Origin of the sequence: Pseudomonas sp. Pseusp88 (assembly GCF_047303955.1) — a bacterium.
In the GTDB taxonomy this organism is placed as follows: domain Bacteria; phylum Pseudomonadota; class Gammaproteobacteria; order Pseudomonadales; family Pseudomonadaceae; genus Aquipseudomonas.
Genome location: NZ_JBGLYM010000019.1, coordinates 77470 through 93335 on the forward strand (window position 1 = coordinate 77470; position 15866 = coordinate 93335).

Annotated in this window: 6 protein-coding genes; 4 read left to right on the forward strand and 2 right to left on the reverse strand. The window is 61.0% G+C overall.

The genetic code is table 11. From position 1 onward, the window contains the following. Positions 1 to 259 precede the first annotated feature (259 nt). On the forward strand, positions 260 to 4213 hold the full coding sequence (gene putA, locus ACCD02_RS21475) for a trifunctional transcriptional regulator/proline dehydrogenase/L-glutamate gamma-semialdehyde dehydrogenase (RefSeq protein WP_413306225.1): 3954 nt from the start codon (positions 260 to 262) through the stop codon (positions 4211 to 4213). 58 nt (positions 4214 to 4271) lie between these two features. Here the strand turns inward: putA and ACCD02_RS21480 are convergent, their stop codons facing one another. Further along, positions 4272 to 5453, reverse strand: coding sequence for a hypothetical protein (locus ACCD02_RS21480; protein ID WP_413306227.1), 1182 nt, complete (start codon positions 5451 to 5453; stop codon positions 4272 to 4274). Positions 5454 to 5781: 328 nt separating this feature from the next. Here ACCD02_RS21480 and ACCD02_RS21485 point away from each other — a divergent pair, with 328 nt between their 5' ends. Then, complete coding sequence (locus tag ACCD02_RS21485) at positions 5782 to 7584, forward strand: acyl-CoA dehydrogenase (protein WP_413306230.1); 1803 nt, start codon at positions 5782 to 5784, stop codon at positions 7582 to 7584. Here the strand turns inward: ACCD02_RS21485 and ACCD02_RS21490 are convergent. Then, positions 7581 to 10184, reverse strand: coding sequence for a dermonecrotic toxin domain-containing protein (locus ACCD02_RS21490; RefSeq protein WP_413306233.1), 2604 nt, complete (start codon positions 10182 to 10184; stop codon positions 7581 to 7583). The two genes, ACCD02_RS21485 and ACCD02_RS21490, sit on opposite strands and share 4 nt — an antisense overlap. A 320-nt stretch (positions 10185 to 10504) precedes the next feature. Between ACCD02_RS21490 and ACCD02_RS21495 the strand changes: the two genes are divergently transcribed. Further along, a complete protein-coding gene (locus ACCD02_RS21495) occupies positions 10505 to 12247 on the forward strand; it encodes a potassium/proton antiporter (RefSeq protein WP_413306236.1) in 1743 nt (580 codons plus the stop codon). 225 nt (positions 12248 to 12472) lie between these two features. Beyond that, positions 12473 to 15844 (forward strand): mechanosensitive channel MscK, encoded by a 3372-nt coding sequence (mscK, locus tag ACCD02_RS21500; protein WP_413306330.1) that lies wholly within the window; start codon positions 12473 to 12475, stop codon positions 15842 to 15844. Positions 15845 to 15866 lie beyond the last annotated feature (22 nt).

The window sequence follows — 15866 nt, forward strand, 5'->3', positions numbered from 1 at the left end:
CTTGAGAACAAGTTGCACCTTATTCACAAATAAAGTGTTGGAAGACCTTTCTTGCTCCCTTTCGGAGCAACAGGCGTTTTTTTCAGAAGAAAAAGCACTAGCTTTGTGCGGCGAGGGTCGCCGATGGTTTCGCTCGGGTTACCCGTAGGAAATTAAACTGCCAAAAACAGGTTGCACCCGGTTGCACCCCGACACATGCGCCGCTAATCTTGGGCAAAGCCGAAGCCACACCCACAGTGGCCGACATTGAGGACAACACATGGCGACCACCACCCTGGGTGTAAAGCTCGACGACCCGACCCGCGAACGCTTGAAAGCAGCAGCCCATTCGATTGATCGTACGCCGCACTGGCTGATCAAGCAGGCCATCTTCAATTACCTGGAGAAGCTGGAAGCGGGTGCAACCCTGTCGGAACTCAACGGTTCGGGTGGCAAGGACGGCGATGACATGACCGACGCGCCGGTCGATGCCGTTCACCAGTGTTTCCTCGATTTCGCCGAAAGCATCCTGCCGCAATCGGTATTGCGCGCCGCCATCACCGCCGCCTATCGCCGTCCCGAGCCGGAAGTGGTACCGATGCTGCTGGAACAGGCGCGCCTGCCCGCGCCCATGGCCGACGCCACCTACAAGCTGGCAGCGTCCATCGCGGAAAAACTGCGTAACCAGAAGAGCGCCGGCGGCCGTGCCGGTATCGTCCAGGGCCTGCTGCAGGAATTCTCCCTCTCGTCTCAGGAAGGCGTGGCCCTGATGTGCCTGGCCGAAGCGCTGCTGCGTATCCCGGACAAGGGCACCCGTGACGCTCTGATCCGCGACAAGATCAGCACCGGTAACTGGCAGCCGCACCTGGGCAACAGCCCGTCGCTGTTCGTTAACGCCGCAACCTGGGGTCTGCTGCTGACCGGCAAGCTGGTCTCGACCCACAACGAAACCGGCCTGACCTCGTCCCTTAGCCGCATCATCGGCAAGAGCGGCGAACCCATGATCCGCAAGGGCGTGGACATGGCCATGCGCCTGATGGGCGAGCAGTTCGTCACCGGCGAGACCATCGGCGAAGCCCTGGCCAACGCCAGCCGTTTCGAAGCCAAGGGCTTCCGTTACTCCTACGACATGCTCGGTGAAGCCGCCCTGACCGAACACGACGCACAGAAATACCTGGCGTCCTACGAGCAGGCGATTCACTCCATCGGCAAGGCCTCCCACGGCCGCGGTATCTACGAAGGCCCGGGCATTTCCATCAAGCTGTCGGCCCTGCACCCGCGTTACAGCCGCGCCCAGTACGAGCGCGTCATGGACGAACTGTATCCGCGCCTGCTGTCACTGACCTTGCTGGCCAAGCAATACGACATCGGCCTGAACATCGACGCAGAGGAAGCCGACCGCCTGGAGCTGTCCCTGGACCTGCTCGAACGCCTGTGCTTCGAACCGCAACTGAGCGGCTGGAACGGCATCGGTTTTGTTATCCAGGCCTACCAGAAGCGTTGCCCGTATGTGATCGACTACGTGATCGACCTGGCTCGCCGCAGCCGTCATCGCCTGATGATCCGTCTGGTGAAAGGCGCGTACTGGGACAGCGAGATCAAACGCGCCCAGGTCGAAGGTCTGGAAGGCTATCCGGTCTACACCCGCAAGGTGTACACCGACGTGTCCTATATTGCCTGCGCCCGCAAACTGCTGTCGGTACCGGAAGTCATCTACCCGCAGTTCGCTACCCACAACGCCCACACCCTGTCAGCCATTTACCATATCGCCGGTCAGAACTATTACCCCGGTCAGTACGAGTTCCAGTGCCTCCACGGCATGGGTGAGCCGCTATACGAGCAGGTTGTAGGCAAAGTCTCCGAAGGTAAGCTGAACCGTCCGTGCCGGGTGTACGCACCGGTCGGCACCCACGAAACCCTGTTGGCCTACCTGGTTCGCCGCCTGTTGGAAAACGGCGCCAACACCTCATTCGTCAACCGCATTGCCGACCAGTCCATTTCCATCCAGGAACTGGTGGCCGATCCGGTCAGCAGCATTGAGCACATGGCGACCCAGGAAGGCGGTTTCGGCCTGCCGCACCCGCGTATCCCGTTGCCACGAGATCTCTACGGCCCGGACCGCGCCAACTCCAGCGGCATCGACATGGCCAACGAACACCGCCTGGCGTCGTTGTCCTCGGCGCTGTTGGCCACGGCCCACACCGACTGGAAAGCCGGCCCGATGCTCGGCGGCACCGTCAGCGAAGGCACTGCTGCGCCAGTACTCAACCCGTCTGATCTGCGCGACGTAGTTGGCCATGCTCAGGAAGCCAGTCTGGACGACGTCGATACGGCCATCCAGAGCGCCCTCAATGCCGGGCCGATCTGGCAGGCCACGCCACCCGCCGAACGCGCCACGATCCTTGAGCGTGCCGCGGACCTGATGGAAGCCGAGATCCAGCCACTGATGGGCCTGCTGGCCCGTGAAGCCGGCAAGACCTACGCCAACGCCATCGCCGAAGTACGCGAAGCCGTGGACTTCCTGCGCTACTACGCAGTGCAGGCACGCAACGACTTCAGCAACGACGCCCATCGTCCACTCGGTCCGGTGGTCTGCATAAGCCCGTGGAACTTCCCGCTGGCGATTTTCAGTGGCCAGGTCGCCGCTGCACTCGCCGCCGGTAATCCGGTGCTGGCCAAGCCCGCTGAGCAGACACCGCTGATCGCTGCGCAAGCGGTGCGCATCCTGCTCGAAGCCGGTATCCCCGAAGGCGTGGTGCAACTGCTACCAGGTCGCGGTGAAACCGTAGGCGCCCGTCTGGTCGGCGACGATCGGATCAAAGGCGTTATGTTCACCGGCTCCACCGAAGTGGCCCGCCTGCTGCAACGCAACATTGCCGGTCGCCTGGACGCCCAGGGTCGGCCAATCCCGCTGATCGCCGAAACCGGTGGCCAGAACGCGATGATCGTCGACTCCTCAGCCCTGACCGAACAGGTTGTCATCGACGTCGTATCCTCGGCTTTCGACAGCGCCGGCCAGCGGTGCTCGGCCCTGCGCGTGCTGTGCCTGCAGGAAGATTCGGCAGACCGTGTGATCGAAATGCTCAAGGGCGCCATGGCCGAAAGCCGCCTCGGCAATCCGGAGCGCCTGTCCGTGGATATTGGCCCGGTGATCGACGCCGAAGCCAAGGCCGGCATCGAGAAACATATCCAGGCCATGCGCGACAAAGGCCGCACGGTCTACCAGATGGCGATTGCCGACAGCGAAGAAATCAAGCGCGGCACCTATGTAATGCCCACCCTGATCGAGCTGGAAAGCTTCGACGAGCTGCAACGGGAAATCTTTGGCCCGGTTCTGCACGTGGTGCGCTACAAGCGCAAGGAACTCGACGCCCTGATCGGCCAGATCAATGCTTCCGGCTACGGCCTGACTCTGGGTGTGCATACCCGCATCGACGAAACCATCGCCAAGGTGATCGACAACGTCAACGCCGGTAACGTCTACGTCAACCGCAACATCGTCGGCGCCGTGGTCGGGGTGCAACCCTTCGGCGGCGAAGGTCTGTCCGGTACCGGGCCCAAGGCTGGTGGTCCGCTGTACCTTTACCGCCTGCTGTCGACCCGCCCGGCAGATGCAATCGAACAGTCGTTCGCCCGTGGCGATGCCCTGAGCACGCCAGACGTGCGTCTGCGCGATGCCATGGGCAAACCACTGGCCGCCCTGCAAACCTGGGCCGAGAGCCAGACCCTCACGGATCTCAAGGCGCTGTGCAGCAACTTTGCCACCCAGTCGCAAAGCGGTATCACCCGCCTGCTCACCGGCCCGACCGGCGAACGCAACAGCTATGCGATCCTGCCGCGCGAACATGTGCTGTGCCTGGCCGACGACGAAACCGATCTGCTGGCACAGTTGGCAGCCGTATTGGCCGTGGGTAGCACCGCAGTCTGGCCGGAAGGCGAACTGAGTCGCACCCTGGCTGCCCGCCTGCCTAAAGAAGTACAGGCGCGCATTCAGCGTGTGGCCGACTGGACCAAGGACGAAGTGGTGTTCGATGCCGTGCTGCATCACGGCGATTCGGACCAGTTGCGCTCGGTCTGTGAGCAGGTCGCCCAACGCGCCGGTGCTATCGTCGGCGTCAATGGCCTGTCCCATGGCGAGAGCAACATTGCCCTGGAGCGTTTGGTGATCGAGCGCGCCCTGAGCGTCAACACCGCAGCTGCAGGTGGTAATGCAAGCCTGATGACCATCGGTTAAGTCATCGGCCGGTAACCGGACAACGGGGAAGAAGCTCAGGTTTCTTCCCCGTTTTTATTCAACCCTGAAGCCGGTACAGCACGCTGCTGCGCCCCACTCCACTGACCAGAATCTTGTCGTCCGCCTGTATCGCCAGGGCGTACAAGCGTTCGCCCGGCTGCCCCAACAGCACCTCGCCGCCATTGCCAAAGCTGCGGTCCTGCTCGCCATTGATCAGATAGCGCCTGACCACTGTGTCGGGGTAGAGATTGCTTGCCAGTACCACAATCCTGTCATCGGACTGCACCGCCACGTCTGAATAGGCGCCGGCAATGACGATAGGCTTGCCCGCGTTGAAGCCGACGTCCAGCTCGCCCTGCTCCGTCACCCGAATAAAACATGAGTAGATAGCGCCCTGACCGTCGTAGGCCTGAATGATCACCAGCAAACCAAAGCGGCTGGTGATCACGCGCTGAATCGACAGCAAGCGATACAGCGAATGACTCGGTGGGTAAGTAAAACGACCATTCACCCCAAACTCCGAAACAACCTCGCCGTTATCCCGGTCAAAACAACAAAGTGACAGGCTCGAGTCGGAAGAAGTCCAGGGGTGAATATCGGCGGCCACAACCAGATAACCCTGTTCGTCGGTAATGGCCAGGTCGTTGAAACGCACGTAAGTGTTATCAAGACAAAAATCCAGGGTTCCATTGTCGGCGAAACCTTCGTCCCGCTCGCCGCCGGGCAAACGGCGATACAAGGCGCCGCCGCATTTGCCGTTGTGCATGGTGCTTGAGCACAACCACAGGCAACCGCCCTGTCCCGTGGTGATCATGGGATGGGTAGTGTTGGATTTGGCGCTGGGAGCGGTCAACTGCCAGCGATTCAGGCACTGGCCCTTGGCTGTATAGCGCAGCAATTCGTCCCGGGACTTATCAGCAAAATTACCCACTAGAAACACGTCGCCACGGTCACTGCCGGCCAGGCCGGAAAATCGATGGACCGATACCCGCGCCGGTTCGCCGAGCAAGTAGCCGCCATCGGCAAAGGAGCGGTCCAGCTCTCCCGCGGGCGTTGTCCGGGCAGCGGCGAAACGGTGAGTCTTTTCATTCTTGAGCTGAATGCTGCCTATGCACAGCGAGCAATTGGACTCAAGTGCATAGACTTTACGCAATTGCGCCTCATGAAAATCACGCCCCAATAACAATCGCCCGCGATCGGCAAAATCAGGATCCAGCTCTCCTGCTGTAGAAATGGCCATGATCTTCCTCCTGATCAATTATCTGCCCTGACTTCTTTATTAATCAGCTTATACGTCGTGGTCGAAGGGCCTTGATCAATGGATGGGCGGCTGCACGCCAATTACGACAGACAGAGATGCGGCGGGTGGACCGGCCTGCTCGCGAACAAGTCGCTCCTACCCGGATCAGCGTTCTTTGATGGGCGTCGGCGTCTTTATATTGGAATACGGTCTTTGCAGGATCCTGACCGCACATGATTTGGGGCCAATCATCATCCTCATCAATCATGCTATTCACCTTTCATTCACCGACCTAGACTCACAGCATTCCAACAAAAGGTAGGCCGCCATGTCCGAGACGCTGCTCAATTCCCGCAATCTGGCTTTCGAGCTGTATGAGGTATTGGATGCCGAGTCACTGACCCGGCGCGAGCGTTTCGCCGAGCACAATCGCGAGACCTTCGATGCCGCCATTGGCACAGCCCGCGCCATCGCCGAGAAGTATTTCGCCCCGCATAACCGCAAGGCTGATGAAAACGAGCCGCGCTACGAAAATGGCGCAGCGGTGCTGATCCCCGAGGTCAAGCCTGCGGTCGATGCCTTTCTGGAGGCGGGCTTTCTCAACGCCGCACGCAGTTTCGAAGCCGGTGGCATGCAGTTGCCGACGCTGTTGTCCCAGGCCTGTTTTGCCCATTTCCAGGCCGCCAACGCGGGAACCACGGCTTATCCGTTCCTGACCATGGGCGCGGCCAATCTGATCGAAAGCTTCGGCAGCGACGAACAGAAACGCCTGTTCCTGCAACCGATGATCGACGGCCGTTTCTTCGGCACCATGGCCCTGACTGAACCCCACGCCGGCTCGTCGCTGTCGGATATCCGCACCCGCGCCGAACCCGCAGCGGATGGTACTTATCGCCTGCGCGGCAACAAGATCTTTATCTCCGGCGGCGACCATCCGCTGTCGGAAAACATCGTGCATATGGTCCTGGCCAAGCTGCCCGACGCGCCTGCCGGAGTGAAGGGCATTTCGCTGTTTATCGTGCCCAAGTTCCTGGTCAATGAAGACGGCAGCCTCGGCCCCCGCAACGATGTGATCCTGGCCGGGCTGTTTCACAAGATGGGCTGGCGCGGGACCACCTCCACTGCGCTGAACTTCGGCGATAACGGCGAGTGTGTTGGTTATCTGGTGGGCAAGCCGCATCAGGGCCTGAGCTGCATGTTCCAAATGATGAACGAGGCGCGCATCGGCGTCGGCATGGGCGCGGTAATGCTCGGTTACGCCGGTTACCTGTATTCGCTGGAATACGCCCGGGAACGCCCACAGGGCCGGCTGCCGGACAGCAAGAGCCCGGACAGCGCACCGGTGCCGATCATCCGCCACGCCGACGTCAAGCGCATGCTGCTGACGCAAAAGGCTTATGTAGAGGGCGCCTTCGACCTCGGGCTGTATGCCGCCCGGCTATTCGACGACACCACTACCGGTGAGACCGAGGAGGTGCGTCAGCAGGCCCATGAACTGCTGGACCTGCTGACGCCCATCGTCAAATCCTGGCCCTCGGAGTTCTGCCTCAAGGCCAACGAGTTGGCGATCCAGATCCTCGCCGGTCACGGCTACACCCGTGAATACCCGGTGGAGCAGTACTACCGCGACAACCGCCTGAACCCGATCCATGAAGGTACACACGGTATCCAGTCCCTCGACCTTCTGGGGCGCAAGCTCGCGCAAAACGGTGGTGCCGGGCTCAAGCAACTGTTGCGCCTGATTGCGGGCACTGCCAAGCGGGCCCAGGGCTATCCGGGCCTGGATGCCCTGCGCCAGCCTCTGGAACAACTGGTGGCACGCCTGCAAGCCGTGACACTCGGCCTGCTTGGCGACCTGAGCCAGGGCAAGGTCAACTCGACCCTGGCCAATTCGGCGCTGTATCTCAAGGTCTTCGGCCATACCGTGATCGGCTGGCGCTGGCTGGAGCAGGCGATTCACGCCGAACAGGGCATGGCCAGGGGCAACCCGGCAGACACGGACTTCTATCAGGGCAAGTTGCAGGCGGCGCGCTACTTCCTGACCTGGGAAATCCCCGGCTGCCATCACGAACTGGCGATTCTGGAAAGCCGTGATGATGTTTGCCTGGGCATGCAGGAAGGCTGGTTTTAATAGCGCAGGCCAGCGGGTTGCAGCGGGAAAAATCGCTCTACCAGTACACTGCCTTCCTCGCCCAGTTTCGCCGCGTACTGCTCGCGACTGAAGGGCTCGCCGGTGCGCATGTCATAGAGCCTGTGCCAGACCTTGGGCTGGGGGATTTCGGTGATGCGCACCCTGATGAAGCGGTAGTTGAGCCCTGTCACCTGTTGAATGCCGTCGATCAGGAAGTAATGGCCGGGCAGGAAGATCGATTCGACTTCCTCCTGATCCGTGGAAAAGGGCGCGATGGGTGTGGCGCCCAGGTAGTGTTTTTCCGGCAGTTCGAATACCACAGACGTGTCATCAAAGATGATCGCCTCGCCGCTGAGGGCGAAGTCAGGCGAATTGCGGCCCGCCTGACTGCTGCAGAACGCTCGGGCCAGGTAGGGATTTTCGCTGAATGAGCTGATATCGGTGTTGACCAGCACGTCGCCGGCCCTGACACCGCTATTACGGAAAAAACTGCCAGAGGTGCCGCGCACGCCGTTGCCACCGCGGTACAGCGTGACGTTGTTGTTATGCCCGACCGCTTGCAGGTCGTCTGCCAGCTCTTCGATCAACCGGGCCTGCCCCGGGCCTGAAGGCACACCCGTGCGCAGATAGTTGTTGAATGCCAAGTCCTCGCTCGTATACAGCTTGATACGCCCGCCGACATAGCGCCCGTCTGCGGTCTTGAACACCCGATGCACATCGCCCCAGGCATCGATGTAGATTTCATCGGCGCTGGCATCCCGGCCAATGCGCCCGCCTGGCTCGACCTCAGGCAGGTTGATGGCCGCTTCCTGACGGGCCAGCCCCAGTTGCGACTGCAAGGTCTCGTCCGGCAAATTGAACTGCATGAACACATCCCAGAACGCCGAACGTACCGACCTGATCTGGCCGGGTCCTGCGCCGATGGCCAAATCGCCTGCAACCGGCACCAACTCCCACTCATCCAGCGTATTGAGGCGTACCGCAAGGGCCGCGCTGCCCCCCGGCTCGTCCGGATCGACAATGCTCCAGTGGCCGGCCTCTTCGCTGTAACCCACCCGATAGGGCATGTCATCGAGGTTGATCCAGGTTTCGCCGTTGGCCAGCTGCTGCACGCCGCGCATGTGCCCCAGGATATGCGTGGGCTCGGCATTGAGCACTACATTACCTTCGAGCCCCGACAGGTCACTGGTAGAGCTGAATTCGAACGTCACGCCGACATCATCGGCCACCGGCAAGACAGCCTGTCTGGCTGCGCTGACTGCGGCAGCCCTGCTCAGGCCCGCCAGCACCGGCAGATTGAACACCAGGAAAATCGAATTGAAGATGGCGCCGATCAAACCGGCCTTGCGCTCCCTGGCATTTTTACCGTGGATGGCCTGGTCAACATGCAATGCGACGTTGGCAATCCCGGCCCCCACCAGCGTCAGCGCCACCGGCCAGCCCAGCGGGGCGAAGCTGCCGAGCACCGTGATACAGGCACTCAGGTAGCCCATCCACATGCGCTTGCGCAGATCGCTATTGGTCGTCATCAGAACCTGGGCATCGCTGAGCATTTGCTGTTGCGCAACGTCGCGTAGATATTCGAAGACATCGCCACTGATGATCCTGTCGGCGCTGTTCACGAGGTTCTGCCCGGCATGCCAGGGTGTAGCAACGATCTGCCGCAGAGTCTCGTCGAACGTATCGCCATGCAGCCGCCTTTGCCCATCGGTGCGCAAAAACATCGCCTTGAAGGCATTGCGGGCTGCCGCAGAAGTCAGGCGCGAGCGCACCCAGCGATACAACTCGCGCTGAGAGGCAAAGATATAGAACACCTGGGCATCCCCAGGCAGATAAAGAACCTGCCAGCCATTGCCGACGATACGGAAACTATCGCTGCACACGTGGCCGCCAATATCGAAAGTGTGCAGGGACACACCCGGCCCGGTATGGAGGGTGACTTGCAGCGCATGCAGGGTCATGACCGGCTGCAACGTGCCGACCACGGCGCCGGTCAGCTGCTTGAACTGCGGCACAGTAAGGCCGCCCACGCGCAATTGATGACCGGCTGCGGCGAGAAAGCGGGAACGGGCCAGGGTGCAGAAGGTGTTGCCGTGTTGCGTCCAGAAGTCATTGATTCGCTCATGGAACAGGGCGCTGAAATCCAGCGCCCAGAAATCCGTCAGGACCTGCTGCGGCAACAGCGCCACTTCGTTGCGCTCATCGTAAACGCCGTGCAGCGGTCCGTCGGTGTAAAAGCCGCCGTAAAGGGAGAGCTCGTCGCTGGCCTGCTGATCATGGGCCGAGAAGCGATGCAGCATCAGTTCGACAAAAGTCATGGACTCTACCGGCTCCCCGGCGTGCTGCCAGCCGGTGAAGGTCCTCGGGCTGCTGGCGGCGCTGGCAAAGCGGTGCCAATAGACTTTATCCGGATCCAGTCGCCTGCCAGTGTGACGCTGCAACAGCTTGCCCGCTTCGGCATAGGCCACGCCGTGCACGTCCGGGTAATCGTCGACGAACTGCCGCGCCATCTGCTTGAGGCGCTGTTCGTCACGGACATAACGCACATCGGCGGTCCCTTGGGTAAAACTGAACGAGGGCTCGATTTGGGGGCGATGCATGGTGCTTTCCTTTGTAGAGAGAAAGGCATGCACGTGAGCAGATTGAGCGAGGGGGCAAGCGGTAATTATTCATATCCAGCTAGCGAAAATCCGTGGGACCGGCTTCAGCCGGGAAGAGGTCGGCCTATTCATCCCATCTTTATTGCCCAGACATACCGCCTTCCCGGCTAAAGCCGGTCCCACAGACGCACGATCTTCTGATTAATCATTAGCAATGCTTTGACAGCGAACCAATTCAACAGGTTAGAATCCCTTGGCACGTTGACTGCATGGTCTATCCGTGTGCGTTAACCCCTTTCGTTGTTTATGGAGTACCGCCTTTGGATGCCACCACCATCAACAGCCTGTTCCTGATCGGCGCGTTGCTGGTAGCGGCGAGCATTCTGGTCAGTTCTCTGTCTTCGCGCCTCGGCATCCCGATTCTGGTCATTATCCTCGCTGTAGGCATGACTGCTGGCGTGGACGGCGGCGGCATCGTCTTCGACAACTATCCAACCGCCTACCTGGTGGGCAACCTCGCCCTCGCAGTGATCCTGCTCGACGGCGGCCTGCGCACGCGAGTGGCCAGTTTCCGCGTGGCGCTGTGGCCGGCGCTGTCCCTGGCCACCATCGGCGTGCTGATTACCACCGGCCTGACCGGTCTGGTTGCGGCCTGGCTGTTCGATCTGAACCTGATCCAGGGTCTGCTGATTGGCGCCATCGTCGGTTCCACGGATGCCGCTGCGGTATTCTCGCTGCTTGGCGGCAAGGGCCTGAACGAACGGGTCACCGCCAGCCTGGAGATCGAATCCGGCAGCAACGACCCCATGGCCGTATTCCTCACCGTGACCCTGATCGACATGCTCGCCAGCGGCGAAACCGGTCTGCACTGGAGCCTGCTCGGCCATCTGGTGCGGGAGTTCGGCATCGGCGGCATCATCGGTCTGGGCGGCGGCTGGCTGATGCTGCAGCTGGTCAACCGGATCAATCTGGCTGCCGGTCTTTATCCGATTCTGGTAATTGCGGGCGGCCTTGCGGTATTCGCCCTGACCAACGCCATCCATGGCAGCGGCTTCCTTGCCGTGTACCTGTGCGGCCTGGTCATGGGCAACCAACCCATCCGCAGCCGCCACGGCATCCTGCATATGCTCGACGGCATGGCCTGGCTGGCGCAGATCGGCATGTTCCTGGTACTGGGCCTACTGGTCACCCCCCATGACCTGCTGCCCATCGCCCTGCCCGCCCTGGGCCTGGCGCTGTGGATGATTCTGGTGGCGCGGCCGCTGTCGGTGCTGGCCGGCCTGCTGCCCTTCAAAGCTTTCCATGGTCGCGAAAAAGCGTTTATCGCCTGGGTCGGCCTTCGCGGAGCGGTACCCATCATTCTGGCGGTGTTCCCGTTGATGGCCGGGCTGCCCCATGCGCAGCTGTATTTCAACCTGGCGTTCTTTATCGTGCTGGTCTCGCTGCTGGTACAGGGCACGAGCCTGCCGTGGGTGGCCAAGCTGCTGAAAGTGACCGTCCCGCCAGAGCCTGCGCCGATTTCTCGCGCGGCCCTGGAAGTGCACGTCACCAGTGAGTGGGAACTGTTCGTCTATCGCCTTGGCGCCGAGAAATGGTGCATAGGCGCCGCCCTGCGCGAATTGAAGATGCCCGACGGTACGCGGATCGCCGCGCTGTTCCGTGGCCAGCAACTGCTGCACCCTTCCGGTAGTACGGTGCTGGAAGTCGATGACCTGCTCTGCGTCATCGGTCATGAACACGACCTGCCAGCCCTGGGCAAACTGTTCAGCCAGGCGCCGCAACGTGGCCTGGATCTGCGTTTTTTCGGCGACTTCGTCCTCGAAGGCGATGCGCAACTGGGTGCGGTTGCGGCCCTGTATGGCTTGAAACTCGACGGTCTGGACCCGCAACAACCGCTGAGCCAGTTCATCGTGCAGAAGAACCGCGGCGAACCGGTTGTAGGCGACCAGATCGAGTGGAACGGCACAATCTGGACAGTTGCGGTCATGGACGGAAACAAAATTCTAAAAGTCGGTGTCAGATTCCCCGAAGGAAGCCGCCCGGGTCCCGGGTTATTCCTCTAAAACGCTCTATTGCGGGTAGGAGCGAATTTTGTGGAAGCTCTGAGGGAGCGAATTCATTCGCGAAGGCGGGGGGTTCAAACAACGGAGCTACTTCGACTGTACGGCCCTCTTCGCGAATGAATTCGCCCCCACAGAATTCGCCTCCAGTTGATTGGTACTCGGTATTTGTCCTGAAACACCAACACGCCCTACACTCCCTTTTCTTGCCTAGCTCGACCGGTGTCTATCTTGTCCTTGCGTACCCTGTTTACGGCCTTGCTGTTCGGATTTTGCCTGTCCACCTTCTCCGCCCTGGCGGCCGATCCGCCTTCTCGCGATGCCGTCCAGCAAAGCCTGGACAAAATCGCTGATCGCAAACTCGCCGACGCCGATCAGAAAGCTTTGCAGCAGGTGCTGGAACAGACCCTGAGCTTCATCGATGCCCAGCAGGACAGCGGGCAGAAGCTTAACGACCTCAAGCAGCAGTTGAGCCAGGCGCCCAAGCAGACCACCGACAACCAGCGCGAACTGGCCAGGCTCAAGGAAGCCAAGACCACACCGGTGGCGCAGCGCTATGGCAACCTTGATGTGCCGCAGCTTGAGCAGATGCTGGCCCAGCGCGGCGCGCAGCAGAGCGATCTGCAAAAGGCCCTCAACGACGCCAACAGCCTGACCATCACCGCCCAGACCCGCCCCGAACGGGCACAGGCCGAGATCAGCGCCAATCAGAACCGCATCCAGCAGATCAACATGCTGCTCAAGGCTGGCAAGGACAACGGCAAGCTGCTCAACGCCGACCAGCGCAACCTGCTCAATGCCGAACTGGCTTCGATCAACGCACTGAACCTGTTGCGGCGACAGGAACTGGCAGGCAACAGCCAGTTACAGGATCTGGGTAACAGCCAGCGTGACCTGCTGACGGAAAAAACCGCGCGCATGGATCAGGAAATTCAGGACCTGCAAACCCTGATCAACGACAAGCGCCGGGCACAGTCGCAGAAAACCGTCACTGAGCTGTCCTTGGAAGCGGAAAAATCCGGCGGCAGCAGCCTGCTGGCCAGTGAAAGCGCGGCCAATCTCAAGCTCTCCGACTACCTGCTGCGCGGCACCGACCGCCTCAACGAGCTGACCCAGCAGAACCTCAAGGCAAAGCAGCAACTCGATGCCCTGACCCAGAGCGACCAGACCCTGGACGAGCAGATCAGCGTGCTGCGCGGCAGCCTGTTGCTGTCCAAGATTCTCTACAAGCAGAAGCAGGCCCTGCCGCATCTGGTCCTGGACAAGGGCCTGGCCGACGAAATCGCCGATATCCGCCTGTACCAGTTCGACATCAACCAGCAGCGCGAGCAAATGAGCAGCCCCACCGCCTACGTCGACAAGCTGCTGACGACCCAGGCGCCTCAGGACGTTACCCCGGCCCTGCGCAAGACCCTGCTCGACCTGGCAACCACGCGCAGCGACCTGCTCGAACGGCTGAACCGCGAACTCAGCGCCCTGCTCAACGAATCCATCACCTTGCAGTTGAACCAGAAACAACTGGTCAGCACCGCCATCGGCCTGCGCACCACCCTCGACGAGCAGATGTTCTGGATCCCCAGCAATAAGCCGCTGGATCTGGAATGGCTGCAAGGCATCGGGCCGCGTCTGCAGAAACAGGTCACGACGCTGCCGTGGACATCCAGCGTCACGGAACTGGCCGACGGCCTGATCCAGCGCCCGCTACTGTTCCTGCCGTTGCTGTTGGTGATTGGCGTACTGACCTGGAAACGCAATGCGCTCTATCACAAGCTGACACGCCTGCACGCCAATATCGGCCACTTCCGCCGTGACAACTGGTGGCAAACCCCGTTGGCGCTGTTGATCAACGTATTGCTGGCCATGCCGGTGGCGTTGGCCCTGGCCCTGTGCGCCTATGCCCTGCAGGTCGACGCCCGTGGGCAGAACGCCAATATGGGTGCGGCGCTGCTGCAACTGGCTCTGGCCTGGCTGGTGTTCTACACCGCCTATCGAACCCTGGCACCGGACGGTGTCGCGCAACTGCATTTCCGCTGGGAGAAAGTCCAGGTCGAGTTCCTGCGCGGCTGGATCCGCCGCCTGGGCCTGGTGGTACTGGCGCTGGTAACGGTCGTCGCCGTGGCCGAACACCAACCCGCCGCCCTGGCTGACGATGTGATCGGTATTGGCGTGGTATTGACCTGCTATGCGCTGATGACCTGGCTGCTCAGCCGCCTGCTGCTGGCAAGCCCCAACCATCACAACGCCTCACTGTTTCGCAAGGCGATGGCCCTGGCGTTCACCGCCCTGCCTGTGGCGCTGTTCCTGGCCGTGTGCTTCGGCTACTACTACACCGCCCTCAAACTCAGCGATCGTCTGATCGACACCCTGTACCTGATCATGCTCTGGCTGGTCATCGAAGCGACTTTCGTTCGCGGCCTCGGCGTCGCAGCCCGGCGCCTGGCCTACCAGCGTGCACTGGCCAAGCGCCAGGCAGCCAAGGAAAGCGGTGACGGCGAAGGCGTCATTGAAGAGCCGACTCTGGATATCGAACAGGTCAACAGCCAGTCCCTGCGCCTGATCCGCCTGGCCCTGCTGGCCGGCTTCGTCGGCGCGCTGTACTGGGTCTGGGCCGATCTGATTTCGGTGTTCTCGTATCTGGACAACATCACCCTCTACGAATACACCAGCGGCACCGGCGCTACCATGAGCATGGTGCCCATCAGCCTCGGCGACCTGATCGGCGCAGCGGTAATCATCGCCATTACCTTCGTCCTGGCCGGTAACTTGCCAGGGCTTTTGGAAGTATTGGTGCTGTCGCGCCTGAACCTGGCGCAAGGCAGCGCCTACGCCACCACCACCTTGCTGTCCTATGCCATCGCCGGAATCGGCTTCGTCTCGACCCTGTCCACCCTGGGCGTGAGCTGGGACAAGCTGCAATGGCTGGTCGCGGCACTGTCCGTGGGCCTGGGTTTCGGCATGCAGGAGATCTTCGCCAACTTCATCTCCGGCATCATGATCCTGTTCGAGCGCCCGGTACGGATCGGCGACACCATCACCATCGGCAACCTGTCGGGTACGGTGAGCAAGATCCGCATCCGTGCCACCACCATCACCGACTTCGACCGCAAGGACATCATTGTCCCGAACAAGACATTCATTACCGGACAATTGATCAACTGGTCGCTGACCGACACAGTGACCCGGGTCACCCTCAAGGTCGGTGTCGACTACGGCTCGGACCTGGACCTGGTGCGTACCCTGCTGCTCAAGGCAGCCAAGGACAATCCGCGTGTACTCAAGGATCCGGCGCCGATCGTCTACTTCCTCAATTTCGGCGAAAGCACCCTGGACCACGAACTGCGCATGCACGTGCGCGACCTGGGCGACCGTAACCCGGTGATCGACGAGATCAACCGCTTCATCAACCGCGAGTTCAAGAAAGAGAACATCAACATCTCCTTCCGGCAGATGGAGGTCTACCTCAAGAACCTGCACGGCGAGGAATACAAGCTGGTGCCGCTCAAGGAAGGCACTCCCGAAGCCATGCCAGTCACTAAAGAGGCGCCGATCAAACCCGCGCCCAAGGATGCCCCGGAGCCACCGGAACTGCGCCTGGACTGATTAGTCAGTGGACGCGGCAGGG

Coding starts and splice junctions, on each gene's coding strand:
- putA (WP_413306225.1), top strand. CDS start 260: ATGGCGACCACCACCCTGGGTGTAAAGCTCGACGACCCGACCCGCGAA.
- ACCD02_RS21480 (WP_413306227.1), bottom strand. CDS start 5,453: ATGGCCATTTCTACAGCAGGAGAGCTGGATCCTGATTTTGCCGATCGC.
- ACCD02_RS21485 (WP_413306230.1), top strand. CDS start 5,782: ATGTCCGAGACGCTGCTCAATTCCCGCAATCTGGCTTTCGAGCTGTAT.
- ACCD02_RS21490 (WP_413306233.1), bottom strand. CDS start 10,184: ATGCATCGCCCCCAAATCGAGCCCTCGTTCAGTTTTACCCAAGGGACC.